This window comes from Streptomyces sp. URMC 127 (assembly GCF_051386535.1).
Classification (GTDB): Bacteria; Actinomycetota; Actinomycetes; order Streptomycetales; family Streptomycetaceae; genus Streptomyces.
In genome coordinates this window covers 1-25,450 of the sequence record NZ_JBPQTW010000009.1, presented here as the reverse complement: position 1 = coordinate 25,450, position 25,450 = coordinate 1, and the positions used below count along the sequence as shown (strand labels likewise).

Annotated in this window: 17 protein-coding genes; 5 read left to right on the top strand and 12 right to left on the bottom strand. The window is 74.0% G+C overall.

Going from position 1 to position 25,450, the window contains the following annotated elements; genetic code table 11:
- Window positions 1–180: 180 nt before the first annotated feature.
- Together ACSNOH_RS04255 and ACSNOH_RS04250 are read right to left on the bottom strand one after the other, a co-directional pair.
- Window positions 181–384, bottom strand: a complete 204-nt coding sequence (locus ACSNOH_RS04255; protein WP_436719816.1) for a hypothetical protein — start codon at window positions 382–384, stop codon at window positions 181–183.
- Between the two features lie 243 nt (window positions 385–627).
- A complete protein-coding gene (locus ACSNOH_RS04250) occupies window positions 628–918 on the bottom strand; it encodes a hypothetical protein (RefSeq protein WP_436719815.1) in 291 nt (96 codons plus the stop codon).
- Window positions 919–1,090: 172 nt separating this feature from the next.
- Between ACSNOH_RS04250 and ACSNOH_RS04245 the strand changes: the two genes are divergently transcribed.
- A complete protein-coding gene (locus ACSNOH_RS04245) occupies window positions 1,091–2,092 on the top strand; it encodes a helix-turn-helix transcriptional regulator (protein WP_436719814.1) in 1,002 nt (333 codons plus the stop codon).
- 401 nt (window positions 2,093–2,493) lie between these two features.
- Window positions 2,494–3,963, top strand: a complete 1,470-nt coding sequence (locus ACSNOH_RS04240; protein ID WP_436719813.1) for an MFS transporter — start codon at window positions 2,494–2,496, stop codon at window positions 3,961–3,963.
- Between the two features lie 170 nt (window positions 3,964–4,133).
- Here the strand turns inward: ACSNOH_RS04240 and ACSNOH_RS04235 are convergent, their stop codons facing one another.
- The 10 genes from ACSNOH_RS04235 to ACSNOH_RS04190 all read right to left on the bottom strand — a co-directional run bounded on the left by ACSNOH_RS04235 (window position 4,134) and on the right by ACSNOH_RS04190 (window position 22,545).
- Window positions 4,134–5,324, bottom strand: coding sequence for a Rieske 2Fe-2S domain-containing protein (locus ACSNOH_RS04235; RefSeq protein WP_436719812.1), 1,191 nt, complete (start codon window positions 5,322–5,324; stop codon window positions 4,134–4,136).
- 37 nt (window positions 5,325–5,361) lie between these two features.
- Window positions 5,362–8,067 (bottom strand): PEP/pyruvate-binding domain-containing protein, encoded by a 2,706-nt coding sequence (locus ACSNOH_RS04230; RefSeq protein ID WP_436719811.1) that lies wholly within the window; start codon window positions 8,065–8,067, stop codon window positions 5,362–5,364.
- A 129-nt stretch (window positions 8,068–8,196) separates the two neighbouring features.
- Window positions 8,197–9,267 (bottom strand): SAM-dependent methyltransferase, encoded by a 1,071-nt coding sequence (locus ACSNOH_RS04225; protein WP_436719810.1) that lies wholly within the window; start codon window positions 9,265–9,267, stop codon window positions 8,197–8,199.
- Window positions 9,255–10,106, bottom strand: coding sequence for a thioesterase II family protein (locus tag ACSNOH_RS04220; protein ID WP_436719809.1), 852 nt, complete (start codon window positions 10,104–10,106; stop codon window positions 9,255–9,257). The genes ACSNOH_RS04225 and ACSNOH_RS04220 overlap by 13 nt, the downstream gene beginning before the upstream one ends.
- A complete protein-coding gene (locus ACSNOH_RS04215; protein WP_436719808.1) occupies window positions 10,093–11,160 on the bottom strand; it encodes an NAD-dependent epimerase/dehydratase family protein in 1,068 nt (355 codons plus the stop codon). The genes ACSNOH_RS04220 and ACSNOH_RS04215 overlap by 14 nt, the downstream gene beginning before the upstream one ends.
- A gap of 4 nt (window positions 11,161–11,164) precedes the next feature.
- Window positions 11,165–17,773 (bottom strand): aminotransferase class I/II-fold pyridoxal phosphate-dependent enzyme, encoded by a 6,609-nt coding sequence (locus ACSNOH_RS04210; RefSeq protein WP_436719807.1) that lies wholly within the window; start codon window positions 17,771–17,773, stop codon window positions 11,165–11,167.
- A gap of 11 nt (window positions 17,774–17,784) precedes the next feature.
- Window positions 17,785–19,437 carry a D-alanine--poly(phosphoribitol) ligase gene (locus ACSNOH_RS04205; RefSeq protein ID WP_436719806.1) on the bottom strand — a complete coding sequence of 551 codons (1,653 nt, stop codon included), beginning with the start codon at window positions 19,435–19,437 and terminating at the stop codon, window positions 17,785–17,787.
- Window positions 19,434–21,275 (bottom strand): aminotransferase class I/II-fold pyridoxal phosphate-dependent enzyme, encoded by a 1,842-nt coding sequence (locus ACSNOH_RS04200; protein WP_436719805.1) that lies wholly within the window; start codon window positions 21,273–21,275, stop codon window positions 19,434–19,436. The genes ACSNOH_RS04205 and ACSNOH_RS04200 overlap by 4 nt, the downstream gene beginning before the upstream one ends.
- Window positions 21,272–21,535 (bottom strand): acyl carrier protein, encoded by a 264-nt coding sequence (locus tag ACSNOH_RS04195; protein WP_436719804.1) that lies wholly within the window; start codon window positions 21,533–21,535, stop codon window positions 21,272–21,274. The genes ACSNOH_RS04200 and ACSNOH_RS04195 overlap by 4 nt, the downstream gene beginning before the upstream one ends.
- 14 nt (window positions 21,536–21,549) lie before the next feature.
- Window positions 21,550–22,545 carry a beta-ketoacyl-ACP synthase III gene (locus tag ACSNOH_RS04190; protein WP_436719803.1) on the bottom strand — a complete coding sequence of 332 codons (996 nt, stop codon included), beginning with the start codon at window positions 22,543–22,545 and terminating at the stop codon, window positions 21,550–21,552.
- 284 nt (window positions 22,546–22,829) lie between these two features.
- On the opposite strand from ACSNOH_RS04190, the gene ACSNOH_RS04185 reads away from it, so the two are divergent.
- The 3 genes from ACSNOH_RS04185 to ACSNOH_RS04175 all read left to right on the top strand — a co-directional run bounded on the left by ACSNOH_RS04185 (window position 22,830) and on the right by ACSNOH_RS04175 (window position 25,399).
- Entirely contained in the window at window positions 22,830–23,075 is a 246-nt protein-coding gene (locus ACSNOH_RS04185) for an acyl carrier protein (RefSeq protein ID WP_436719802.1), read from the top strand.
- A gap of 50 nt (window positions 23,076–23,125) precedes the next feature.
- Window positions 23,126–24,343, top strand: a complete 1,218-nt coding sequence (locus ACSNOH_RS04180) for a beta-ketoacyl-[acyl-carrier-protein] synthase family protein (protein WP_436719852.1) — start codon at window positions 23,126–23,128, stop codon at window positions 24,341–24,343.
- Window positions 24,344–24,508: 165 nt separating this feature from the next.
- Window positions 24,509–25,399: a DUF6206 family protein gene (locus tag ACSNOH_RS04175; RefSeq protein ID WP_436719801.1), complete on the top strand. Its 891-nt coding sequence runs from the start codon at window positions 24,509–24,511 to the stop codon at window positions 25,397–25,399.
- The last annotated feature ends 51 nt before the right edge of the window (window positions 25,400–25,450 follow it).

The window sequence follows — 25,450 nt, the reverse complement described above, 5'->3', positions numbered from 1 at the left end:
GGGTGTGCTGCGAGGGGGCGCTGAGAAGGAGCGCGGCGCAGCGTGAGGAGAGCGGCTGCGGCTCAGAAGGCGATGGCTGCACACGCGAGGGGCAGCTGACGATCGCGAGCCGGGCGCCGGAAGAAGGCGGGAAGCGGAGGGATCAGGGGATGTGGGCCGCCCAGCAATGCGGCCCGCTGGTCACTGCCAGCCCATGGACTGCCAGCCCATGGAGCCGGTGACCGCGTGGACGGCGCTCCCGGCGTCCGTGGCCGCGGAAGCGGGGCTCCCGGCAGCGGTCGTCGTGACCGGGGCGGCGACGGCGGAGGCTGCCGGGGCGAGGACGGCGGTCCCCAGGGCGAGGGTGGCGACCGCGGCGGCCTGGGTGATGCGGGTGCGGAACATGTCGGTGGTCCTTCCGGGAACGAAGCGGTGAGCCGAAGCGGTGAGCTGAAGCGGCAGGGAATGGCGGACCAGTGGGGCATCCCGCGGTGATGCCCGGCACGTTGTTCCGGTCGGTTCTGCCGGCCAGCCGTTCGTACCGGCTGACATGAGAAAGCTTCGTCCTGGGGCGGACGGGGCGGAAGGGGTTTCCGGTGGACCGAAAGGGCCCGGGACGGATCAGTCCAGGGGTCAAGCCCGGCGGCGTCACGGGACGTCGAGCAAGGGCACCTGGGCGCCCACGAGATCCCAGCGCGCGAGCTGCGGGCAGTCCTCAAGGGCGCGCCGGCAGGCCCGCTCGGCGTGCTCCTCGGCCTCCTCCAGGCGGTCGGCGAGCAGGTACACCCCGAGGACGGGGTGGGGCCGGGCCCGGGGATGAACCGAGATGTGCTCGATCCGCTCCCGCGGCAGCGCGCGGGAGAGGACGAGTTCGCGGATCTCTGCCGGCAGTTCCGTCGTCCGGCGTGGCCGGCGCATGGCGACGTGCACGAGATACATGCGCTCAACTCTTCCAAGCGGGAAACGGCCTCACCAGGGATGAAGCGGAACGGTTCGGTCCCTGGCCGCAAACGGCCAGGGCGGGGGCCCGGGAAGAACTACACATGTTGTGCGCAGCATGTAATGATCACGGGTGATTTCAGTAATTGTCCTTGACCGTCGGGGGGCGTTGATGCTGGACACACTGGGGTTGGACACCGGATCGGAGCAGGTCTACCGGGGACTGCTGGCCATGCCCGGAGCGGGGGTCGCGGCGCTGGCCGCGTACTTGGGGCTGACGGACGCCGAAGTGCGGGCCGGGCTCGACGTGCTGAGCGAGCTGTCGCTGGTGCGCCCGTCGGCCGAGAGGGCGGGAGGGCTGCGCGCCGTCTCGCCGGACATCGGCCTGGACATCCTGATGTCCCGCCAGCAGGCTCAGCTGGCCGCGCAGCAGCAGCGCCTGGAGGAGTCCCGGGTCGCCGCCGCCCAGCTCATCGCGGAGTACGCCGACCACCGCTCCGTCGGCGCCGGCGTGGGCGGGGAGCAACTGGTCGGGCTGGACGAGATCAGGGACCGGCTGGCCCTCCTCACCCGCGAGGTGCGCGAGGAGGTCATGGCCTTCAGCCCCGACGGCGCGCAGACCGAGGAGAACATGGCGGCCGCCCGGCCGCTGGACCGCGAACTGCTCGGCCGCCGGGTCCGGCTGCGCACCGTTTACCTCGACAGCGTGCGCAACAGCGCCCCGACCACCGCCTACGCCGAGTGGCTCACCCGGCTGGGCGGGCAGATCCGGACGGCGCCCGCGCTCCCCACCCGGATGATCATCATTGACCGGACGACCGCCGTGATGCCGGTGCACAGCGACGACACGGCCGCCCGCGCCGTCGTCCTGACCGGCGAGGGCATCCTCGCGGCGCTTTGTGCCCTCTTCGAGACGGTGTGGGCGGCCGCCCAGCCGCTCGGGGCGAGCCCCTCCCGCGACGAACACGGCCTCACCGGCCAGGAGGAGGCCACGGTCCGGCTCCTCGCCGAAGGCCGCACCGACGAGGCCATCGCCAAGCGCCTCGGCGTCTCCCAGCGCACGGCCCGCCGCATCGCCACCGGCCTCATGGAGCGCCTGGGCGCCCGCAGCCGCTTCCAGGCCGGCGTCTTCGCCGTCCAGGCCGGCTGGCTGCCCGCCCGGGCGGCCCGCTGACGGGGGTAGGAAGCCGCATGCCTCGCGGAGGGCCCGGGCGTGTGCCCTCCGTCACGTGCCCGCCCACGTGCCCTCCGTCACGTGCCCGCCACATGCCTGCCGCCCGTCCGGCGTGATGTGGCGTGGCGTGGGCGTATGACGGAGCGTGGCCGGGCGCTACCGGCCGGCGCCGGACGATGCCGGAAGCGCCCGGAAAATCCCGGGTACCATGAGGGGACAGCAACCCCATTCGACGGGGTTTACGCAGGTCAGTGCGCTGTCAGTGATCTGCCGACCCGGTGCCCGGGCGGAGCGGCCACGCTCCGGCGGCCCCCGGGATTCCCCGTCGTCCCGGGGTTTTTCTGTGTGCGCGCAGCGCGTCCGCTGTGTTGCGAAGCTCCACTCACCCCCTGCGTCGAGGCATGAACGTATCTCTCACCGACCGCCGCCCTGCCCGCGTGGGCGTGCTGGTCACCGCACTCCTGACCGCCTGCATCGCCTTCCAGCTCAACGCGAGCATGCTCAGCCCCGCGCTGAAGAGCATCGAGGACAGCCTCGGCGCCAGCTCGGCCGAGGTCGGGCTGACCCAGACCGCGTTCTTCACGTCGGCGGCCCTCTTCTCGCTCTTCCTGCCGCGGCTCGGTGACGTCATCGGACGCCGCAAGGTCCTGGTCGGCATGCTCGTGCTCATGGCCGCCGGCTGCGTGATCGCGGCGCTGGCGACGAGCGTGCCGGTGCTGTTCGCCGGGCGGATCGTGCAGGGCTTCTCCGGCCCGGTCGTCCCGCTCTGCCTGATCATGCTGCGCCAGGAGGTGACCGAGCCCAAGCGGTACGGCACCCTGCTCGGCGTGATCACCGCGGTCAACGGCGGCATCGCCGGTGTCGACTCGCTCGCGGGCGGCTTCCTCGCCGACGAGCACGGCTTCCAGTCCGTGTTCTGGGTCATGGCCGTCGTCGCCGTCCTCGCGGCCGCCCTCGCCGCGTTCCTGACCCCCGAGTCCAAGGTTCCCGGCGCGGACCGGATGGACTGGCCGGGTGTCGGCCTCCTCGTGGTGTCGGTCGGCTCCCTGCTCGTCGCCCTCAACGAGGCGGGCAAGCTCGGCGACGCGAACTGGGGGCTCATCGCCGTCCTGGTCGTCGTCTCCGCCGCCGCGTTCGCGCTGTTCTGGCGCACCGAGGACCGCTCGGCGCACCCGCTGGTGGCCACCCGGCACCTGCGCCGCCGCGGCACGTGGGCCACCCTGCTCACCACCACCCTCACCATGACCGGTGTCTTCGCCGTCATGAACGGCCTGATCCCGGCCTTCGCCCAGGACGCCGAGGCCGGTCTCGGCATGGGCGCCGAGGGCTCCGCGTGGTGGACCCTGACCCCGTACGCCCTGGCCGGCCTGGCCATGGGGCCGCTGGCCGGGCGCCTCGCCGCCACGTACGGCTACGGGCGCGTCCTGCGGATCGGACTCGTCGGCTCGGCGGCGTCGGTCCTCCTGATGATCCTCACGATCCCCGCCCACTCGAAGGCCCTGCTGCTGGTGGCGTCGCTCCTGGTGGGCATCGCCTACGCGGGCGTGGCGAACATCGTCCTCAACGGCCTCGGCATCGTCCTCTCCCCGCGGGAGAACCCGGGCTTCCTCCCCGGCCTCAACGCGGGCGCGTTCAACCTGGGTGCGGGGCTGAGCTTCGCGGTGCTGTACGCGGTGAAGACGGCGGTCCAGCCGGCGGACGACGCGGCTTCCGCCACGGGGTACACGTCCGGCATGATCGCCGGTGTGGTGATCCTGGCCGCGGCGCTGGCGACGTCCTTCCTGATCCCGAAGCCGGTCGCGGCGGAGGCCGCGGGGGAGCCGGCGGGCGAGGCGACGACCGCCGAGGCCCCGGTCCGGGCCGGCGGCTGAGAACCCGCCCCCGGCGGCCGCCGACGGCAGAAAACCCCGGCTCCCGAGCCGGGGTTTTCGCATGTCGGGCGGTGCGCGGGAGGGGCTCGGCGGTGTCCGGCACCGCCGGGCCGCGCCGTGGTGGTTGATCGCCGTGGCGGCGGAGTCGTGAGGCCGGGCCTCGCCGGAGTTCAGCGCGTCCGGCTCACCCGGGCCACCGGAGCGCCGTCGCCGTTCGCGGTGGCCTTCGCCGCCCGGCGGCCGTTCGCCGCGGGATCCCGTGCCGGGCCGGCCGGCAGCGGAGCCGCCGCCGTCTCCTTCTCCTCCTTCTCCTCCTTCGCCTCCTTCGACCGCGTCGCCTCCTGGATCAGGCGGGAGCGGATCGCCAAGTACTTGGCGTTGAGTTCGTCCACCGGGATGAACTTGCTGACACCGCCCTCGCTGATCTTCGGTTCCTGGCGTTCCATGATGCGGACGTCCTGGACGTCCTGGATCCACTTCTCCATGTAGAGGGAGGCGCGGGGCAGGATGCGCCGCAGCCGCTCCGAGCGGAGGAACGGCTTGACCGTCGGGTACTCGTACCAGCGCAGGATGTGCTCGGTGTGCCCGTCGTCGACGGGCACGAGCCACGACGTCGCCTCGAACTGCTCGGTCTGGACGTGCACCTGGCAGGGGAAGGTGAACGTGATGACGTAGTGCGTGGTGTTGGAGGGGTCCGCCTCCTCCTGGTGGTCGAAGGAGTAGCGCAGGGTCTGCCCCTCGGTCACCGTCTCCAGCTTGTGGTTGACGATCTTCGTGGCCGCGAGGTAGCGCTCCTTGCCGTCGAGGCCCAGCTTGCGCGCCGTTCCGTAGAGGAACAGGTAGTCGATGTAGTTGAACCAGTGATCACGGTGGACGTACGTGATGTGGTAGAACTCGAGCAGACTCTCGATGTAGCGGGTGTAGTGGACCGGGCGGGTCCAGTGCAGCGTCGAGTGGACCTTGGGGTTGTCCGCGACCACCGGCGCGATCTGCAGGTCCGGCAGCTCGGCGCGCTCCTCGCCCCACCACAGCCACACCAGGCCGTGGGCTTCTCGCACCGGGTGCACGGGCACCCGGAGCGAGCCGGGTATTCGGGCCCCGGAGCCCAGCGCCGGCACGGCCTTGCACGCGCCGTCGGGTCCGTAGCGGAAGCCGTGGTACGGGCACTCGACGGAGTCGCCCTTCATCCGGCCGTCGGCGAGGTTCGCGCCCTTGTGCGGGCAGCGCGCGCCCTGGCAGACGAGGTTGCCGTCGAGGTCGCGCCACAGGACCAGCTCCTGGCCCATCCGGCGGACCCCCGTGGGCTTGTCGTTCCGCACCTCGTCGGCCGGGAGTATCGGATACCACTGGTTGGGGATCATCTTTCGTTCCTCCTCGGTGGATCGTGCCGGCATCGGATCAGCCTTCGACTACCTCCACCACCCCCGTGTCGCCGTCGACCATGACCATGTCCCCGGTGCTGATGCGCTGTGTCGCGTACTTGGTGTTCACGACCGACGGCACGTGGAACTCGCGGGAGACGATCGAGCTGTGCGACAGCATCGAGCCGACGTCGGTGACGACGCCGCCGGCGATGGCGAACAGCGGGGTCCACGAGGCGTCGGTGTAGCGGGTCACGAGGATCTCGCCGGCCTCGAACTCGTCGGCCTGCCAGACGAGGTCCTCCACGATGCGGGCGCGGCCGATCACGCGCCCGGGGCTCGCGCCCAGCCCGCTGAGCCGGGCGCCGCCCGGGGCGGGGCGCACGGCCTGGGTGATGTCGTGCTCGCCGATGAAGGTGAGCGGCGGCTCGGGGAGCCGCTTGCAATACTCGTGGAGCCGCCGGGCCTCGTCGATCCGCTCGCGCGGGAAGGCGGCCGGCTCGTCGGCGTCCCCGGCCAGGTAGGCCCGTACGTCCTCGAAGTCGAGGTGGGCGACCTCGTCGAGGGAGTGCAGGACGCCCGTGTCCACGAGCCGCCGGCCCACCTCGTACACGACGTTCCGCACCAGCCAGATCGACGTGATCATCGACATCCGGGTGGTCTCGCGCAGCTCGCTGCACAGCGCGTACAGCGAGATGACCGTCTCGATGACCTTGCGCTGCGGCAGCGAGAGCTTCTTGAGGACCTCGCGCGAGTCGTCGTGGTAGCCGTCGCTGCGCCGCAGGATGTCGTCGGCGGAGAAGCCGTCGGAGGCGTACCGCCGGATCATCTGGAAGATGTACGAGGGATCGTCGATCCACCGCGGGTGCGTGAGCTCCATCTCCTGGTGGCCGCGGGTGCCGTTGGCGCGCAGGAACGGCTCCATGTGGCGCTCCCAGAAGAGTGCGCCCTCGTCGTCCGCGCGCAGCGCCGCGGCGACGTTCTCCAGCGGCTCCTCGTTGATGATCCGCAGGACGCGGGGGCGGTCCTTGGCGGCCTGGGCGACGGCCCAGATCTCCTTCGCGGACTCCACGGTCCGCAGGCTGGACATGTCGGTCTTGATGCGGTTCTGCAGGTTCTCGCCCTCCGCGCCGAGCCACAGGCGGCACAGCTCGGTGAGGATCCCGTAGAACCCGAAGGCGTTGATGTAGTACGGCATGTAGCCGATGTGCATGTCGTGGAACCAGCCGAGGTTGCGGGTGAGCTCGGCGTGCAGCTCGCGGCGGCTCATGCGGGTGAGGTCCAGCCGCCGGGCGCGGTCGAACTCGTAGAGCCGCGAGGCGACCATCGCGCCCGACCGGGACTTCATCCGCACCGCCTCGGCGGCGGTGTGGCGCAGCCAGTGCGCCGTGGACAGCAGGTCCTCCACGCCGCCGGGGAACTTGCCGAACGGGTTCGCGTAGTCGGCGAGGGCCCCCGCTTCGACCTCCTCGCCGACGAACCGCTTGGTGAAGTGCCGCTGGTCGCGGGTGGGCAGGGCCTGGCCCAGCAGGTAGGCGCTGTAGGAGATGTTGAGGTAGACGTGCCCCTGGTAGTAGCCCATGTGCAGGTCGGCGTCGCCGGTGTCGCGGACGCCGAGGGCGGCGGCGCAGTCCAGGTGGACGTGCTGCTGGTAGTAGCGCGCGAAGCTCAGGCCGAGCGGCGTCATCAGGCCGACGAAGATCTCTCCGATGTCCATGCGGGACCACAGGGTGCCCCGCTGGACGGGGTCCGGCTGCGGCACCACGTACGGGCTGAGCGTCCCGGCGCGCGACGAGGCGTCCTGCGGGAGCGGCCGCGTGGTGATCGGGCGGGTCTGGAAGAGGTGGAACTCCCCGTCCCGCAGGCCCCATTCGACGTCCTGCTCGCTGCCGTAGTGCTCGCGCACCCGCAGCCCGAGCCGCGCGAGCTCGGCGAGGCGGGCGTGGTCCAGGCAGGGGACGCTGCGGTCGGCGGCGTCGACCTTCGTCATCCCGATCTTCCCGGGGGCCAGCGGCGCCCACTTGGCGACCTTGTAGCGCACGCGCTCCTCGACGACCTCCAGGCTGCGGTCGTCGACGACGAACAGGTCGCTGGAGACCCGCCCGGAGACCAGGCCCTCGCCCAGGCCGCGGCAGGCCTCGACGACCACGCGGTGCGGACGGGCGCTCACCGGGTCCACGGTGAACAGCACGCCGCTGACGTCGCAGTGGACCATCTCCTGGACGACAACGGCCATCGCCGTGGCCGCGTCGCCGTCGCGGTAGACCGTGGCCCGCGCGGACCACAGCGACGCCCAGCACTGCTGCACTGCGTCGAGCAGCGGCCCGTCGCCCGAGACGTCCAGGACCGTGTCGTGCTGGCCGGCGAAGGACCGCGCCGCCGAGTCCTCCTTGAGCGCCGAGGAGCGCACGGCCACCCGCGGCCGCCCGAGCCGCTCGTAGGCGGCGAGGATCTCGTCGGCGAGCGGCGCGGGAATGCGGGTCGCCAGGATCAGCTCGCGGACCGCGCCGCCCTCGGCGCCCTCGATCTTGCCGTCCAGCCCGGTGTCGGCGAGGTAGCGCGTGAAGAGGCCGGTGGTCAGGCAGAAGGCGGGCGGCACCGGCAGCCCCGCCGCGATCATGTCGGCGAGCCGGGCCGCCTTGCCGCCGAGGACGGCCGGGTCGGCGGTGCCGGGGCCGCCGAGGACGACGACGTCGCCGGACTGCGGCGCGAGGGTCACGGGGTCAGTGGAACGCGTTGCCATGTCGGGCTCTCCTGGGCGCTCGGGCCGTCGCGGGGCTGCCGGGGGAATGGATGGGGGGTGCGCGCAAGTAGCGCTACGGGACGGGCTGCTTGCTGAGGGCCGTGAAGCCACGTGCCGAGGGCCGTGAAGCTACGTGCTGATGGCCGTGAACGCCCGGAACTCCTCGCCCGGGACGATCCTGGCCGCCTCGACGCCGGTGAACCCGGCGCCCTCCAGCTGCGCGACGAGCTCCTCCTCGCGCGGCAGCGGGCCGCCGAAGTCGGCGTAGGTGAACCAGAGGCTGAGGACGTCCAGGCCGACGCTGCCGCCCCGGCACGCGGTGGTGAGCAGGATCCTGCCGCCCGGCGCGAGCAGCGAGCGCGCCTTCGCGAGCGCCGCCACGCGCTCGTCCTCGGCGAAGTAGTAGATGTTGTTGTGCATCGTCACGAGGTCGAACTGCGGCTGCAGGTCGAGCGTGCGCAGGTCGCCCCGGCGCGTCTCGACGCGGTCGGCGAGCCCCCACTCGGCCATGTTCTTGGTCGCGGCCTCCGCGACCTCCTCCTGCATGTCGACAGCGAGGGCCGTCAGGCGCGGGTTGAGCCGCGCCGCGTGCCGGACGTGCACGCCGCTGCCGCAGCCCACCTCCAGCAGCCGTACGGGGTTGCCGCGGTCGAGGACGCGCTCGACGGCGGCCTCGACGAGCGGCTCGATCACGCGCGTGGAGCGGGCGATGACGAGCCCGTCCTGGTCGCCCAGCGAGAAGCGCTCGCCGGTGACCGCCATCCGCGGGCCGCCCAGCAGGACGGGCACGTGGAAGCGCAGCACCTCCTCCAGGGCGGCAGCCAGGGCGTCGTTGCCCGCGCGGGCGAGGACGCGGGCGGCGATGCCCTTCAGCCGGTAGCAGCCCTCGCGCCGGTCCAGCTCGCCGAGGCGCACGCCCAGTTCCAGCCAGGCCCGCAGCCGCTCCTTGTCCTGCCCGGCGCCCAGCTTGCCGGCCAGCGACTCCAGGTCGCAGGGGCGCACCGCGAGCCATCCGAGGATGCCGGAGCCGGCCGCCGAGGCGAGGAAGGCCGCGCGGTAGACCGGCGTGACGAACCCCTTCGACACGGCGAACAGCAGGGGCATCCGCCAGTTGCCGGCGATCCGCGCCGCGGACAGGGCGTCGCCCAGCGGCTGCCCGACGCGGTCCTTGACGCTCTTGACCAGGCTCAGTACGTCCATGAGGCGTTCCTTTGCTCAGAAGTGGCCGTGGAGGCGAGCCGGGCGAGCTCGCCGCGCAGCTCCCGCAGCAGCCGCTGCCGCGAGGGGCCGCCGGCGGTGAGGAAGAAGTGGTCGCCCTGCAGGTGGTGGTGGAGGAACGAACTCGTCGTGTACGCCCGCCAGGCCTCCACCTCGGCGGCGTCCGCGACCGGGTCGTCGCTCGCGGAGAACGCCGTCATCGGGCAGTCCGGCGGGCGGCGCGGCAGCCACCGGTAGCCGTTGCAGACCTGCAGGTCGGCCCGGAGGACGGGCAGCCTCCGGTCCAGGTAGGCGCCGTTGAGCAGCGCCTGGTCGCCGTCGCCGAGCGCGCCGATGCCGGCGGCGAAGCGGCGCAGCTCCTCGTCGGGCAGCAGGTGCTCGGTGCGGTCCCCGTACAGGTGCGGCGCCCTGCTGCCGGAGACGAACAGGTGGCGTGGCCCGGGCTCGCCGCGGTCCCGCAGCGTGCAGGCCACCTCGTAGGCCAGCAGGGCGCCCATGCTGTGCCCGAAGAAGGCGTAGTCGCGGGTGAGTCCCTGCCGCACGAGCTCGTCCGCGACGTCGGCGACGAGGGGCGCGGCCGACCTGTACGGCTCCTCGCGCATCCGCAGGCCGCGCCCCGGCAGCTGCACGGCGGCCACGTCCGCGACGCTCGCGCCGAGGTGCTCGCGCCAGTCGCGGTAGACGGAGGCCGTGCCGCCCGCGTACGGGAAGCAGATCAGCCGGGTCCCCGCCGCGTCCGGCGCGGGCGGCGGCGCGCCGAAGCGCGGGAACCACAGGGCGTCCCGGGGCGGGGCGGCGACGAGCGGCTCAGCGGGCGACATGTTTGCGGCCTTCCGCCGAGTCCAGCCACGCGATCGTCCGCCGCATGCCCTCCTCGAAGCCCACCGGGCTCTTGAAGCCGAACTCCTCCTGGGCGCGCCCGATCCCGTACGACTGGTCGCGGTCGAAGAGGTGCACGGCGTGGCGGGTGAGGACCGGCCGGGCCTTGACGCCGAGGAGCCCGTAGAGCTTCTCCGAGACCGTGGCCACGGCGGTGGCCACCGGCGTCGGCAGGCTCAGCCGGGGCGGCGGCGCGCCCAGGCCGCGGGCCAGCGCCTCGATGTACTCGCGCCACGTGGTCGGCTCCGGATCGCGCAGGTTGTAGGTCCGTCCGGCCGTGGCGTCGGAGGTGCACGCGTCGATCATGGCGTCGGCGGCGTTGCCCACGTACAGCAGGCCGGCCGGGACGCGGCCCTGGCGGATGTAGACCATCTGCTTGCGCAGCAGCAGGTCCGCGATCTCGATGACGAAGTCCTTGCTGCCGGGCCCGTAGACGGACACCGGGCGGACCACCGTCACCGGCACCCCGGTCCGTGCGGCGGCCTCGCGCACGGCGCGCTCGCCGAGCAGCTTGCTGCGGTTGTACGGCAGGCCGGTGTCGCGCGGCTCGGCGCTCTCGTCGCAGGGCCGGACGGGATAGCCGTAGACGTCGGTGGTGCTCACGTGCAGCACGCGCCGGACCGTGCCCGCGCGGGCCGCGGCCTCGACGACGTTGGCCGCGCCGGTGACGTTGATGCGCCGGAAGTCCTCCCAGGCGCCCCAGTCCGCCGACATCCCGGCGCAGTTGTAGACCTGCCGCACCCCGGCCACGGCCCGGTGCAGGCTCGCGAGGTCGCTCAGGTCACCGACGACGGCGTCGGTCTCGGAGCCCGCGAAGCCCGACCGGTCGCTGCCCTCGCGGACGAGCACGCGCACCCGGTGGCCGCGCTCGGCCAGGCGGCGGACGAGGTGCCCGCCGATGAACCCGCTCGCCCCGGTGACCAGGACGTCCGGCTGCTCGACGGGTCCGGGATCGGGGGAGGGGGAGCCGGACGGGTCCGTGTTCTGTGTCGGCATGGGATCACACCAGAAGGTCGAGGGCGGTTTCGAGGTCGGTCTCGCTGTGGTCGACGTTGACGAAGAAGCGCAGCCGGCACTTGTCGCGCTCGACGGCCGGATAGCCGATGGGCATGACGTTGACGCCCTGTTCCAGCAGGGAATTCGACAGGGCCATCGTCTTCTCCCAGTCGCCGGTGATGACCGGGATCACGGCGGACGCCCGGGACACGCCGATGTCCAGGCCGCGTTCGCGGGCCCCGGCCCGGAAGAAGTCCGACAGCGCGCGCAGCCGGGCCACGCGCTGCGGCTCCTTGCGGACCACCCGGATCGCCTCCAGGGCCGCCGCCGCGTTCGCCGGCGAGATGCCGGTGCTGAAGATGTGCAGGGGAGCGGTGAAGCGGAGGTACTCCACGATCGGCTCGCGGGCCGCGATGTAGCCGCCGAGGCTGCCGATCGCCTTGCTGAGGGTGCCCATCCACAGGTCCACGTCGGCCCGGCCGACGGGGAAGTGCTCGCCGATGCCGCGCCCGGTCGCCCCGAGGACGCCCACCGAGTGCGCCTCGTCGATCATCAGCATGGCGCCGTGGCGCTGTTTGACCTCGATGAACCGGGGCAGGTCGGGGATGTCGCCGTCCTGGCTGTACGCGCCCTCGATCACCACCAGCGCCCGCCGGTGCCGGCCGCGCAGCGCGGTGAGGATGCGGTCCAGGGCCTCCCAGTCGTTGTGCGGGAACGGCCGCCGGCGCGCGCCCGACAGGACGCAGCCGCGCACGGTGGAGTCGTGGCTCCACTCGTCGTGGACGATCAGGTCCTCCGGCCCGAACAGGTGTCCCACCGTGGCGACGTTGGTGGCGTGGCCGCCCGCGAAGACGATGGCCGCCTCCGTGCCGAGGAACGAGGCGATCTCGGCGTCGAGCTCGTGGTGCAGCGGCGTCTCCCCGAACAGCAGCGGGGTCGCCGACGCCGACGTGCCGTACTGGTCGATGGCCTCCTTCGCGGCCTGCCGCACCTGCGGATGGCCCGACAGGGCCAGGTAGTTGAAGGCCGCGAAGTTGACGACCTTGCGGCCGCCGATCGTGGCCTCCGCGGAGTTGAAGCCCTCGTGCGCGCGGCCGTACGGGTTCGCCCCGCCCGCCCGCGCCTGCCGCAGCCGGCCCTGGAGCTCGGCGTACTCGGCCCACTCCTCGAACGCGTACTCCTGCTTCACCACCGGCCGCGCCGGACGCGGCGCCACGGGCGGAACGACCGGTACGGGGGCCGGGGCCGGGGCGGGTGCGGCGGGCGCCTGCGGAAGGGCTCCGCCGCCGGCCAGCCGGTCCACCAGGTCCCGTACCGTCGGGTCCTCGGGAAGGTCACGTTGCAACTCGTCCATCCGATCGGGGTATTGGGCGGCGATGCTGCGCTGCAGATCGGTCCGCATCAGCGAGTCGAAGCCCAGGTCGACGCCGAGGCGGGCGTACGGCGGGATCTGCTCGGCGGGGAAGCCGCAGATCCGCGCGATGTGGCCGAGGACGCTGCCCTCGACGGCCGGGGCGGCGGCCGCGGGGGCGTACGGCTCCTGCACTGCGGGAGCGGGCGCGGCGGGCAGGGCGGGGCTCGTCACCGCGGGGCGCTCCGGGTGGCGCGTGACCGGCGGCGTGAACCAGTACGACTCCCGCTCGAAGACCGCGTGCGGCACGGGGACGTGGCGCGGCGGGGCATCCCGGTCGAGCGCGCCCCAGTCCACGGCGCCACCCGCGCAGTGCAGCCGCCCCAGGGACTGCAGGAGCGACTCCCAGGCGTCGCCGCCGCGCCGCAGCGACGGCAGCCACAGCGGCGCCGGGGCGTCCGCCGCGCCGGGCTCGGCCGCCGTCATGGCGCGGCCCAGGTTGAGCAGCGTCGGGTGCGGGCCGATCTCCACGAAGGCGTCGCAGCCGAGCCGCCGCAGCGTCGCGAAGCCGTCGGCGAAGCGCACCGTGCCGAGCAGGTGCGCGCGCCAGTAGGCGCCGTCCGGGCGGCCGGTGAGCTCGCCCGTGGCGTCGGAGACCCACGGCACGGCGGGCTCCTCGAACGCGATCCGGTCCGCCGCCTCCTGCAGCGGGCCGGCCGCGCCCGCCATCAGCGGCGAGTGGAAGGCGTGCGAGACCACCAGCGGCCGTACGGTCAGGCCCCGCCCGCGCAGGGCCTCTCCCGCCGCGGCGATCTCCGCGGCCGGGCCCGACAGCACCAGGTGGTCGGGGGTGTTGACCGCCGCGACCGCGACTTGGGCGAGGCCGGCGGCGAGCTCGCGGACCGCGTCCGGATCGCCGATGCACGCGATCATCGCTCCCTCGCCCGGCTGCTCGTCCATGAGCCGCCCGCGCTCCGCCGCCAGCACCAGCGCGTCCTCCAGGGACACCGCCCCGGCGACGGCCGCCGCGGCGATCGCCCCGGCGCTGTGCCCGAGCACGGCCGCCGGGCGCACGCCCAGCGACGTCCACACCCCGGCCAGCGCGATCTCCAGGGCGACCAGGGCCGCCTGGCAGTACCGCGTGCCGCGCAGCTGCGCGGCGCCGTCCTCGTCGAAGAGCAGCCGGGTCAGCGGCGTGCCGAGCAGCGGCCGCAGGACGGCGCCGGCCCGGTCCAGGGTCCGCGTGAACGCCTCGTGCGTGCCGTACAGCTCCTTGGCCATGCCCGTGTACTGGGTGCCCTGGCCGCCGAAGAGGAACGCCACCGACGGCTCGGGACGGCCCAGCACGTGCCCCCGCACCGCCGCCGTCGACGCCCGGTCCCGGACCAGGTCCTCCAGCGCGGCGTCCAGGTCCGCGGCCGACGCGCCGGTGACGACGGCGCGGTGGGCCAGGTGCGCCCGCCCGGTGTTCGCCGAGTGGCACACCGCCCGCAGGTCCGCCTCCGGGCGGGCCGCGAGATGGGTGCGGTACTGGCGCGCCAGCGCGGCCAGCGCGGTCGGCGTGTGCCCCGACAGGCACAGGGCGTGCCGCGGGCGCAGCACCGCGGGCTCGGGGACGGGCAGCGGCTCGGGGGCGGCCTCCACGACGACGTGCGCGTTGGCACCGCCGAACCCGAACGAGCTCACCGCCGCCCGCGCCGCGTCCCGCACCGGCAGCGGGCGGCGCTCCGTGGCCACCTCCAGGCCCGCCCCGGTGAGGTCCAGGCGCCGGTTGGGCGTCGTCAGGTGCAGCGACGGCGGCACCTGGCGGTGCTCGGCGACCAGTACCGCCTTGATGAGCCCGGCGATCCCGGCGGCCGCCTCCAAGTGACCGATGTTCGTCTTCACCGACCCCACCAGGCACGGCTCCTGCGCGGCCCGTCCCCGCCCGTACACGGCGGCCAGCGCCTCCCACTCGACGGGGTCGCCCAGCGCCGTGCCCGTGCCGTGCGCCTCGACGTAGCCGACCGCGGACGCCGCGAGCCCCGACCGCTCCAGGGCCCGCGCCAGCACCGCGCGCTGGGCCGAACCCTTCGGAGCCGTCAGGCCGTTGCTGCGCCCGCCGTGCCCCACCGCCGAGCCGCGGATGACCGCGTGGACGCGGTCGCCGTCGGCCAGGGCCGCGGACAGCGGCTTGAGGTACACCAGGCCGACGCCCTCGCCGCGCACGTAGCCGTCGGCCGCGTCGTCGAACGTCCGGCAGCGCCCGTCCGCGGACAGCATGCCGCCCTGCGCGAACGCCACCGACAGGCCGGGCGTGATCAGCAGGTTCACCCCGCCGGCCAGGGCCGTGCGGCACTCGCCGGCGCGCAGGCTCTGGCAGGCCATGTGCACGGCGGCCAGCGACGACGAGCAGGCCGTGTCCACGGCGAGGCTCGGCCCGGCCAGGTCGAAGTGGTACGAGAGCCGGTTCGCCGCCACCGACTGGGCGTTGCCGGTCGCCGAGTAGACGTCCACGGCGCCCGGGTGGGGCATCTGCAGGTCGGCGTAATCGTGGCTGCTGATGCCCACGAAGACGCCGGTCTCGCTGCCGGCCAGGCGCGCCGGCGTGACGTGGGCGTCCTCGAAGGTCTGCCACGCCACCTCCAGCAGCAGCCGCTGCTGCGGGTCCATGCGCTCGGCCTCGCGCGCCGAGATGCCGAAGAACCGGGCGTCGAAGGCGTCGACGCGGTCCAGGAAGCCGCCGTGGCGGGGCGCTTCGACGAGCGCGGGGTCCCAGCGGTCGCGCGGCACCTCGCCGACGGCGTCGCGGCCGTCCAGCAGGAGCCGCCAGTAGCTGTCCACGTCGGGGGCGCCCGGGAAGCGGCAGCCCATGCCGACGACGGCGATCGGTTCGCCGGTCGCCCGAGTGGTGGGGGAGGCCGCGGGCAGGCGCCGGTCCGCGGCGCCGAGGCGGGCCGCCACCGCGCGGACGGACGGGTGCTCGAAGACCAGGCCCGCGGGCATCTCCCGGCCCAGCCAGGCGCCCAGTTCGCCGGCTACGGCCACGGCTTGCCTGGAGTCCAGCCCGAGGGAGGCGAAGGGCAGGTCCCGGTCGATCGCGGAGGCCCGCAGCCCGAGCCGCTCCGCGATCCTGCCGGCCAGCCAGGCTTCGACGGCGGCGGCGGGAACGGTGCGGGGCGCGCCGGCCCCGTTCACGGCGCCCTTGCCGTGCTCATCCGCGGCCCCGTCCGCCGCGTACGGCTTCGCGGCACCGCGCTCGCCGGCGTCTTCCCCGGCCAGCAGTTCGATCAGCGTTCCCACCTGCGGGCGCACCAGCAGTTCGCCGACCGGCAGCCGTACGCCGAACTCCCGCTCCAGTGCGGCCACCGCGTCCAGGAGGCCCGCGTAGTCCAGGCCGAGTCCGGCGAAGGCGCGGTCCGCGATCTCGTCCGCGCCGGTCGCCCGGCGCAGCACGCGGGTGACCGCTTCCACGGCCTGCTCGCGGCCCGGGCGGGTGCCGGGCACAGCGCAGGGCCCGGCGTCGTCGCGGACCACGCTGGCCGCCACCACCGACAGCTCCAGGCCCGTCAGGGCCGCCCGGCACGCCTGCCGCTGGATCTTCCCGCTGGTCGTCTTCGGCACCGTCGACCGCTTGAGGAGGACGACGGTGTGCGGGGCGGCCTGGTGCTCCTCGGCGATCGCGGTGCGCAGGGCGGCCAGCGCCGCCGCCGGGTCACCGCTGCCGAACTCGTAGGCCAGGGCGAGCTGTTCACCCTGTTCCGTGGGGATGCCGAACGCGGCGCCGCTGCCCGGGCGGACGGCAGCCGTCGCCTTCTCCGCGGTGAGTTCGATGTCGTGCGGGTAGTGGTTGCGGCCCTGCACGATGACGACATCCTTGGTGCGGCCGACCACGTAGAGCTGGCCGTCGCGCAGGAAGCCCAGGTCGCCGGTGCGCAGGTACGGCGTGGGGCCCTCGCCCGCGATGTGCGCGCCGAACACCTCGGCGGTGGCCTCCGGGCGGCCCCAGTAGCCGCCGGCGACGTTCGGCCCCGCGACCCAGATCTCGCCGACGCGCCCGTCCTCCGCGCGCCCGCGGCTGCCGGCGTCGACGACGGCGACCTCGACGTCGGGGACGGGGGTGCCGCAGCCGACGACCCGGGTCACCCGCCGCGTGCCGTCCGCGGCGGGCCGCGCCTCGCCGCTCGCGAGGGCCTCGGCGTCGAACGAACCGAGAACGGGCGGCTGAGCGGCCTCGATGCCGGTCACCATCAGGGTGCCCTCGGCCAGCCCGTAGCAGGGCAGCAGGGCCCGGCGGTCGAAGCCGCAGGGGGCGAAGCGGGCGGCGAAGCGCTCCAGGGTCTCCGCCCGCACGGGCTCGGCACCGTTGAGGGCGAGCCGCCAGTGCCGCAGGTCGAGCGCGTCGCGCTGCTCGTCGGTGATGCGGCGCAGGCACTGCTCGAAGCCGAAGTTGGGCGCGACGCTGGTCGACGCCCGGGTCCGCGAGAGCGTGTCGAGCCACAGCAGCGGGCGCCGGACGAAGGTCGCGGGTGCCATCAGGTGGGCGGGGAACCCGCCGTAGAGCGGGGTGAGGATGCCGCCGATCAGCCCCATGTCGTGGTACGGCGGCAGCCAGGAGACCATGCCCGAGTCCTCGTCGTGCTCCAGGCGCAGGTGGATGGAGCGCAGGTTGCGCACGAGGTTGGCGTTGGTGACCATGACGCCCTTGGGGTCGGCGGTCGACCCCGAGGTGTACTGCAGGAAGGCGAGCGCGCCTGCGGCCGTGCCGGGCTCGCGCCACGCGCCGGCGTCCGCGGGGCCGAGGTCGTCCGCGGTCAGCCACGTCAGCCCGGCCAGGCCGAGCGCCTCGATCTCGGCGGGCTTGGCGCGGGCCGCGTCGCGGACGTCGGCGGTGGTGTAGGCGTGCGTGGCCCCGGAGTCCCGCGCGATGGCCGCGAGCCGCGGCATCGTCTGGCCGAAGCGCGCGCTGTCCGGCGGGTAGGCGGGCACGGCGACCGCCCCCGCGTACAGGCAGCCGAAGAAGGCCGCGATGTAGTCCAGCCCCGGCGGGTGAAGCAGCAGTACGGGCTTGCCGCGCAGGTCCTCGCGCAGCAGCCGCCCGGCGACGGTGCGGGCGCGCAGGTCCAGCTCCCCGTAGCGCAACGACTCGCTCGCGTCGTCGGTACCGGGGAGGAAGCGGTAGGCGAGCGCGTCCGGCGTCCGCTCCGCGCGGTGCCGCAGCAGCGCGGCCACGGTCTCCGGTTCGCCGCCCGGCCAGGGCTTCCCGATCGGTCCTCGGCTCAAGATGGTCTCCGTCATGTGCTGGCAGTGCCGGCGGGCTCTGCGGTGGGCTGCGCCGCCTCGCGGTCAAGGCGCCGGTAGTCGGTCTTGCCGTTCGCGTTGTGCGGGAGCCGGTCCAGGCAGGTGGCCGTGTGCGGCAGCATGTAGCGCGGCAGGACGCGGGCGCAGTGCTGCTTGAGCTGCACCAGGCCGGGCCGGGCGGCGCCGGGACGCAGCGTGTAGTAGAGGGCGATGCGGCCGGCGGAGCCCTCCTGCGCGTCCGCCTTGACCACGACCGCGGCCTCGGCGAGGGCGGGGTGGGTGAGCGCCGCGGCCTCGATCTCGCCGAGTTCGACGCGGTAGCCGTTGAGCTTGACCATGCGGTCCTTGCGGCCGCGGTAGACGAGCAGCCCGTCCTCGTAGGCGACGAGGTCGCCGGTGGGGTGGCGGCCCTCGCAGTGGAAGGCGGCGGCGGGCTCGTCGGGGCGCCGCCAGTAGCCCGGGGTCACGCAGTCGCCCTCGACGACGAGTTCGCCGATCGCCCCGGGCACGTCGACGGGCCGGCCGTCCACGACGACGCTCACGCGCGCGCCCGTGATCGGCGTGCCGATGGGCACCGGCGTGTCGCGCAGCAGGTCCTCGGGGCGCACCCGGTGGTAGGTGCAGACGTTGGTCTCGGTGGGCCCGTAGAGGTTGTACAGGGCCGCCTCCGCAGGCAGCCGGCCGGCGAGGGCGCGCAGCTGCGGGACGGGGAAGACCTCGCCGGCGAAGAGCACGTAGCGCAGGCTCGCGGTGACATCGGGGGTGAGCGCGCCCGACGCGGTCAGGAGGTGCAGCACGGACGGCACCGAGTACCAGACGGTGACCCCGTGCTCGCGGATGCCCGCGGCCAGAGCGGTGACGTCGCGGGCGGCCGCGTCGGGCACGATCCACACCGCGGCGCCGGCGGACAGCGCGACGAACAGGTCGAAGGTGCTGAGGTCGAAGTTGAACGACGCGTGGTTGGCGAAGACGTCGGCGGGCCCCACATCGAGCTCGGAGCGTGCCCAGCCGACGAAGTTGGCCAGGTTGCGGTGGGAGATCCGCACGCCCTTGGGCACGCCGGTCGAGCCCGAGGTGTAGAGGATCGCGGCCAGGTCGGAGGGGTGCAGCGCGGGCAGGATCGTCACCCGCCCGGCCCGGACCCGCCCGAAGGCGTCCCAGGAGTGGACGGGCACGCCGCGGACGTCCTCCGCCGGCGCCTCGCCGGTGGTGACGATCGCCTCCAGGGAGGCGGGCAGCGCACGGCCCGCGAGCTGCCGCAGCCGCCGGGGGTCGGTGAAGAGCACGACCGGCTCGGCGTCCCCGAGGATGGTCTCCACCCGGCCCGCCGGCTGCCCGCCGTCCAGGGGGACGTACGCGCAGCCCGCCTGCAGCGCGGCGACGATCGCCTCGGCGTAGCGCGGCTGCTTGTCCGTCCAGACGGCCACCCGGTCGCCGGCCCGGACCCCGAGGTCGAGGAGGCGGCAGGTGAGGGCGTCGACGGCGGCGGTGAACTCGCCGTAGGTGAGGGGGTGTTCGCCGGTGATGGCGGGCCGTTCGGCCTGCCCGGCGGGGAAGTCCCGCCGCAGCTGGACCACGCCGGCGCCGAAGGCTCCCGTGGTGGTGTGCTGGGTGGTGTGCATGGTGGTGTGCACTTCCTCGCTCACTCGGATCGCGGCAGGACGCCGGTCTCCGTCGCTGACTCGATGAAGATCCCGGTCGCGAGCTCCAGGTCCTGCGGCGTGTGCTCGCAGGTGACGCTGACCCGCAGACGGGCGTCGCCGAGCGGCACGCCCGGGTAGACCACGGTCTGGCAGAACAGGCCGCGCGCCCGCACGGCGCGGCCCATCTCCATGGCCTTGCGCTCGTCCCCGATGACGAGGGGAAGGATCGCGCTCTCGGTGCGCTCCAGGTCGAACCCGGCCTTGCGGAGCCCGTCCCGGAGCGTGGTGATGTTGGCCCACAGCCGCTTGAGGCGCTCCGGCTCGGACTCGATGACGTCGAGCGAGGCGATCAGCCCGGCCGCGACCCCGGCGGGGATGTTGGCGGCGAAGACGTACGAGTTCGAGTAGTAGCGCAGGTACTCGATCACCTCCTCCTCGCCGGTGACGAAGCCGCCCATGCCGGCGAGGGCCTTGCTCATGGTGCCGAGTTCGAGGTCGACCTCGCCCTTGAGGCCGAAGTGCTCGGCCGTGCCGGAGCCGCGCGCGCCGAGGACGCCGGTCGCGTGCGCGTCGTCGATCAGCACGCGGGCGCCGTACATCTTGGCCAGCCGCACGATCTCCGGCAGGTCGCAGACGTCGCCGTGCATGCTGAACACGCCGTCGGCGACGATCAGCGTGCCGCCGCCCGTGCCCTGCTCCGCGCCCCGGCGCAGCACCTGCTCCAGGTCGCGCATGTCGTTGTGCCGGTAGATCCGGCGCAGGCCGCCCGACAGGCGGCCGCCGTCGGTGATGCTCATGTGGTTGAGCTTGTCGACGACGAGCGTGTCGCAGCTCTTGACCAGGCCCGAGATGGCGCCGAGGTTCGCCGCGTAGCCGCCGGGGTAGACGATCGCGGCCGGGCGCTGCTTGAAGGCGGCGAGCCGCCGCTCCAGCTCCTTGTGCAGCATGTTGGTGCCGCCGATGAAGCGGGAGCCGGTGTGCGTGGCGCCGTAGGTGCGGGTCGCGTCGCACACCGCGTCGATGACACGCGGGTGGTTGGCGAGGCCCAGGTAGTTGTTCGAGGCGAACATGAGGAACTCGCGCTCGCGGCCGGTCTGCTCGTCGTAGATGACGGCGCGGTTCTCGCAGCGGGAGACCAGCGGCATGCCGTACCAGTACAGCCGCTCCTGCTCGCGCCTGCGCCGGTACGCCCCGAAGCTGCGGGCCTTGGCGAAGAGGTCGGGGTCGCGCTGCTCGGTGAAGTCCTTCATCGAGCGGTCGTCCCAGGCGACGTCGCCGGCCGCCGCGGGCGCGCCCGCAACCGGCGTGCGCAGGGCGGCGAGCCCGGCGGCCAGACCGCGCAGGGTCGTCGCGGTGACGGTGCCGACCGCGGTCTCCGGCAGGCCCAGCTCCTGGGCTGCCTCGGCGACCAGCGAGGTGAGGATGACGGAGTCGATGCCGAGCTCGCTCTCCAGGTCCGCGTCGAGCGCCAGCCGGCTGCGCTCGTACTGCGTCTGGCGCACCGCCGCGGCGATCACCGCCTCCAGGACGGGGCCGGGCACCTCCGCCGCCGGGGCCGCGGGCCCGGCCGTCACGGGCGGCAGGCCCAGCGCCTCCTGCACGCGGGCGACGAGCTCGCGGATCGTGGTGACGTCGCCGGGCAGCCGCTCGGCGAGGCCGAACTGCTCGCCGACCGAGACCAGGACCGATTCCAGGATCACCGAGTCGATGCCCAGGTCGCCCTCGAAGTGGCTGTCGGGCAGCAGATGGGCCTCGTCGTAGAGGGTCCGCTCCGCGATGATCTCCACGACCTTCCGGTGGATGCGCACGGTGTCCTGCGGGCCGTCCATGAGGTGGGTCATGCCGGGGCCGTCCCTTCGCCTGTCTGCAGCCGGCCGACCAGGGCCGAGATCGCGTTGACGGAACGGAAGTTCGCCGGGGAGATCTGCCGCAGCGGGACGGTGACGCGGAACTCCTGCTGCAGGAAGTGGACCAGGTCGAACACGCCCGCCGAGTCGATGATGTTCAGCTCGTCGATCGGGGTGTCCGGCTCCAGCCCGCCGGCGTCGCCGTCCATCCACACCTCGACGATGTAGTCGGTGATCAGTTTCTGAGGGGTCATGGCTTTCCTTGCCGTCAGTCGCGGTCGAGGGCGGGCCAGGTGAGCGCCGTCGCCCCCCAGGTCAGGCCGCCGCCGAAGGCGGTCAGCAGCAGCCGGGCCCCGGGCCGCAGCAGACCGCCCGCGTGGGCGTGGTCCAGGGCCAGGGGGATGGAGGCCGCGGCCGTGTTGCCGACCTCGGCGATGTTCCCGGCGCAGCGCTCTCGGGGAACGCCCAGCTCGTCGGCGAGGCGGGCGGTGATCCTGTGGTTGGCCTGGTGGCTGACGAGGTGGTCGACGTCCTCGGTCCGCCACCCGGCGCGGGCGAGCACGGTGCGCGCCGATGCGCTCATGCGCTGCACGGCGAGCCGGAAGACCTGCTTGCCCTGCATCCGGAAGTAGTGGTCGGCCGGGTCCGGGGCGTGCGGGCGCCGCTCGGAGCCGCCGGCCGGGACCGTGATCAGCTCCAGGCCCTCGCCCTCGCTGCCCAGGTCGAACGGGCCGATCGCGCCGGCCTCGCCCTCCGTGCCGGGCCGCAGCACCAGCGCCCCGGCCCCGTCCCCGAAGATCACCGCGGTGGAGCGGTCGGCCGGGTCGAGGATCCGGGAGAACGTCTCCGCCCCGATGACCAGGGCCCCTTCGGACGCGCCGTACGCGATGAGCCCCGCCGCCGTCGCCAGGGCGTAGACGAAGCCGGAGCACACCGCGGCGACGTCGTACGCCGCGACGTGACCGAGGCCCAGCTTGGCCGCCACGGTGGGCGCGGTCGCCGGGCACGGCCGGTCCGGCGTGGTCGTGGCCACGACGACCGTGTCGACGGGGCGGCCGCCCGCGGACTTCAGCGCCTTCGCGCCGGCGCCCGCCGCCAGGTCGGAGGTGGCCATCGAGTCCGGGGCGAAGTAGCGCTGCCGGATGCCCGTACGGGAGCGGATCCATTCGTCGGAGGTGTCGAGGGCGGCCACCAGCTCCGCGTTGCTCACGGGCACCGGCGGCAGCGCGCTGCCCACGCCGGCCACCACGGCCGCCGGCGTCACCGGGCACCGCCGGAGGCCCGGCACCACCCGTGCCCGGCGTGCCGCGGGTTCCCTGTCTTCCGTGCGATCCCCGTCTCCGGGAAAGGTGTGCGAACCACGAGAGCGCTCCTCCACTGCGGACGGCTCCGGCGTGCCGAGTCTGCTCACCCGGGCTGACCGGGCGCTGACGGATGGCTGACCCGCGGCGGGGTCAGGCATCCGTCAGTCCGCCGTCAGCGCGGCCGTCCAGACTGACCGGCACACCGCGCCGGACGGCGTGCACGCACACGAAAGGCGGACGCACCATGAGCCCTGTCTACGACAAGCTGGTGGACCTGCTGGTCGACCGCTTCGCTGTGGACCGCGCCACCATCGGTCCGGACGTGACCTTCGAGGAACTGGAGATGGACTCCCTGTTCCTGGTGGAGCTCCTCCTCGTCATCGAGTCCGAGTTCCAGGTGAAGATCGGCGAGGAGGCCGCCGCGCCGACCGACACCATCGCCACCGTGGTGAAGGTGATCACGGACGAGATCGCGGCCACGGCGCCGTGAGCGCCGCGACAGCCGCGGGCGCGGTGGGCGCGGCGGCGGCCGTCCGTCCCGTGGCCCCCGTCGCCGTCACCGGCCTCGGCCTGGTCACCGCGGCCGGCATCGGCACCGAGGCGACCTGGGACGGTGTATGCGCCGGTATCTCCGCGGCGGCCCGCAACCCCGCCCTGGACGGCCTCCCGGTCGACATCTCCTGCACCGTCCCCGGCCTGGACCCCGCCCGGCACGTCGGCCGCCGCAGCGTCCTCATGCACGACCGCTTCACCCAGCTGGCGATCGTCGCCGCCCGCGAGGCCGTCGCCGACGCCGGGCTCGACCCGCGGCGCTGGGACGGCGCGCGCGTCGGCGTCGTCGTGGGCTGCGGGCTCGGCGGCGTGAGCACCTGGGAGGAGCAGCACCGCCGGATGCTGGAGCACGGGCCCGGCAAGGTCTCCGCGCTCCTCGTCCCGATGCTGGTGCCCAACATGGCCGCCGGCAACCTCGCCATCGACCTCGGCGCGACCGGCCCCAACTTCGTCACCGCCACGGCCTGTTCCTCCGGGGCCACCGCCCTCGGCACCGCCGCGCAGCTGCTCCGCGAGGACGCCTGCGACATCGTCGTCGCCGGCGGCGCGGAGGCGGGCGTCAGCCCGCTCATGGTCACCGGCTTCGCGCAGATGGGGGCGCTCTCGCGCAGGCTGGACGACCCCGCCGCGGCCTCCCGGCCCTTCGACGCCGGCCGCGACGGCTTCGTCATCGGCGAGGGCAGCGGCATCCTCGTCCTGGAGCGGGAGGCCGACGCCCGCGCCCGCGGCGCCCGCGTCCGCTCGCTCCTCGCGGGCTACGGGGCCTCCGCCGACGCCCACCACCTCACCGCGCCCGAGCCCGAGGGCCGGGCGGTCCTCGCGGCCGTCCGCGCCGCGCTCGGGCAGGCGGGCGCGGCGCCCGGCGACATCGGCCACGTCAACGCCCACGGCACCTCGACCCGCCTCAACGACGCCGTCGAGGCCGCGACGCTGCGGCGGGCCCTCGGCGACGGCGCGGCGGTCACCTCCGCCAAGGGCGTCCTCGGGCACACGCTCGGCGCGGCGGGCGCGATCGAGGCCGCGCTGACCGTGCTCGCCGTCGAGCGGTCGCTCGTCCCGCCCACGGCCAACCTCGAACGGCTGGACCCGGACATCGACCTGGACGTCGTCGCCGGCGACCCGCGCAAGGTGCCCCTCGATGCGGCCTTGTCCACGTCATTCGGCTTCGGCGGCCAGAACGCGGCGCTGGTCTTCCGGGCGGCGTAGGCCTCCGGCGGTTCGCGGAAGACGTGCCGGCGCGGTTGGCCGCGATTCCGCCGGACCCTCGCCGCGGTGGTGCCTCGCCGTGGCGGCGGAGGGTTGCGCTGCCGCGGCAGGCGGCTTCTTTCCGCCGCGGGATTACCGTCACTGACACGGAAAGCAGGTGCGTCCATGACGCTGACCGTCCCGGAGGACGACCTCCGGGAACTCGAACGGCAGGTTCAGCACGCGCTCGCCGCAGGCGACCCCCGCGGGCTGACCGTCCTCGGCTACGGCGAGGTCACCCTCGTCCTCGCCCTGGAGACCGAGCGCGGCGCCTTCGCCTGCAAGCGGCTCCCCGTCTTCGGCGGCCGCGAGCGCTTCGAGGCGTACGGGCGCACCCTCGCCCGCTACACCGACCGCCTCTCCGCGGCCGGCGTGCACGTCGCCGGGACCAGCCTGTGGCACACCGCGCTGCCCGGCGGGAGGATCGCCGGTTACTGCGTCCAGGAGGCCCTGCCCGCCAAGCGGCTCGTCTCCCGCCTCCTGCACACCGAGGGCCCCGGCTGGGCCGAGGACTTCTTCGCCCGCTTCCTCGGCACCGTGCACCGCGCCGTCTCCCCGGCCCTCGGCCTGGACGCCCAGGCCTCCAACTGGATCGACCTCGACGGCGACCTCGTCTACCTCGACGTCACCTCGCCCCTCATGCGCGACGACCGCGGGCGCGAACTCCTCGACGTGCGGCTGTTCTTCACGTCCCTGCCGTGGATCCTGCGCGACGCCGTCCGCATCGCCACGGCCAGGTCCATCTTCGACAAGTTCTACACGCCGCGCGGCGTCGTCCTCGACTTCCTCGGCAACCTCCACAAGGAGCGGCTCGGCGCCCTCGTACCCGGCTTCCTCGCGCAGGCCAACGCCCGCATCACACCGGCCCTCACCGCCGAGGAGGTCGCCAAGTACTACAAGGGCGACGCCGCGATGTGGGAGCTCATCCAGCGGCTGCGCAGGGCCGACCGCGTCTGGCACCTGAAGGTCCGCCGCCGCCCCTACCCCTTCCTGCTGCCGCCCGATGTCGACCGCTGACGCCCTCCTCCCGGCCCCGCCGCGCCCCCGCCCCGGCCGGCTCGCCGGAGA

Bases quoted from the DNA above. Each gene is read 5' to 3' on its own strand.
- ACSNOH_RS04255 (WP_436719816.1), bottom strand. From the start codon at position 384: ATGTTCCGCACCCGCATCACCCAGGCCGCCGCGGTCGCCACCCTCGCC.
- ACSNOH_RS04250 (WP_436719815.1), bottom strand. From the start codon at position 918: ATGTATCTCGTGCACGTCGCCATGCGCCGGCCACGCCGGACGACGGAA.
- ACSNOH_RS04245 (WP_436719814.1), top strand. From the start codon at position 1,091: ATGCTGGACACACTGGGGTTGGACACCGGATCGGAGCAGGTCTACCGG.
- ACSNOH_RS04240 (WP_436719813.1), top strand. From the start codon at position 2,494: ATGAACGTATCTCTCACCGACCGCCGCCCTGCCCGCGTGGGCGTGCTG.
- ACSNOH_RS04235 (WP_436719812.1), bottom strand. From the start codon at position 5,324: ATGATCCCCAACCAGTGGTATCCGATACTCCCGGCCGACGAGGTGCGG.
- ACSNOH_RS04230 (WP_436719811.1), bottom strand. From the start codon at position 8,067: ATGGCAACGCGTTCCACTGACCCCGTGACCCTCGCGCCGCAGTCCGGC.
- ACSNOH_RS04225 (WP_436719810.1), bottom strand. From the start codon at position 9,267: ATGGACGTACTGAGCCTGGTCAAGAGCGTCAAGGACCGCGTCGGGCAG.
- ACSNOH_RS04220 (WP_436719809.1), bottom strand. From the start codon at position 10,106: ATGTCGCCCGCTGAGCCGCTCGTCGCCGCCCCGCCCCGGGACGCCCTG.
- ACSNOH_RS04215 (WP_436719808.1), bottom strand. From the start codon at position 11,160: ATGCCGACACAGAACACGGACCCGTCCGGCTCCCCCTCCCCCGATCCC.
- ACSNOH_RS04200 (WP_436719805.1), bottom strand. From the start codon at position 21,275: ATGACCCACCTCATGGACGGCCCGCAGGACACCGTGCGCATCCACCGG.
- ACSNOH_RS04195 (WP_436719804.1), bottom strand. From the start codon at position 21,535: ATGACCCCTCAGAAACTGATCACCGACTACATCGTCGAGGTGTGGATG.
- ACSNOH_RS04185 (WP_436719802.1), top strand. From the start codon at position 22,830: ATGAGCCCTGTCTACGACAAGCTGGTGGACCTGCTGGTCGACCGCTTC.
- ACSNOH_RS04175 (WP_436719801.1), top strand. From the start codon at position 24,509: ATGACGCTGACCGTCCCGGAGGACGACCTCCGGGAACTCGAACGGCAG.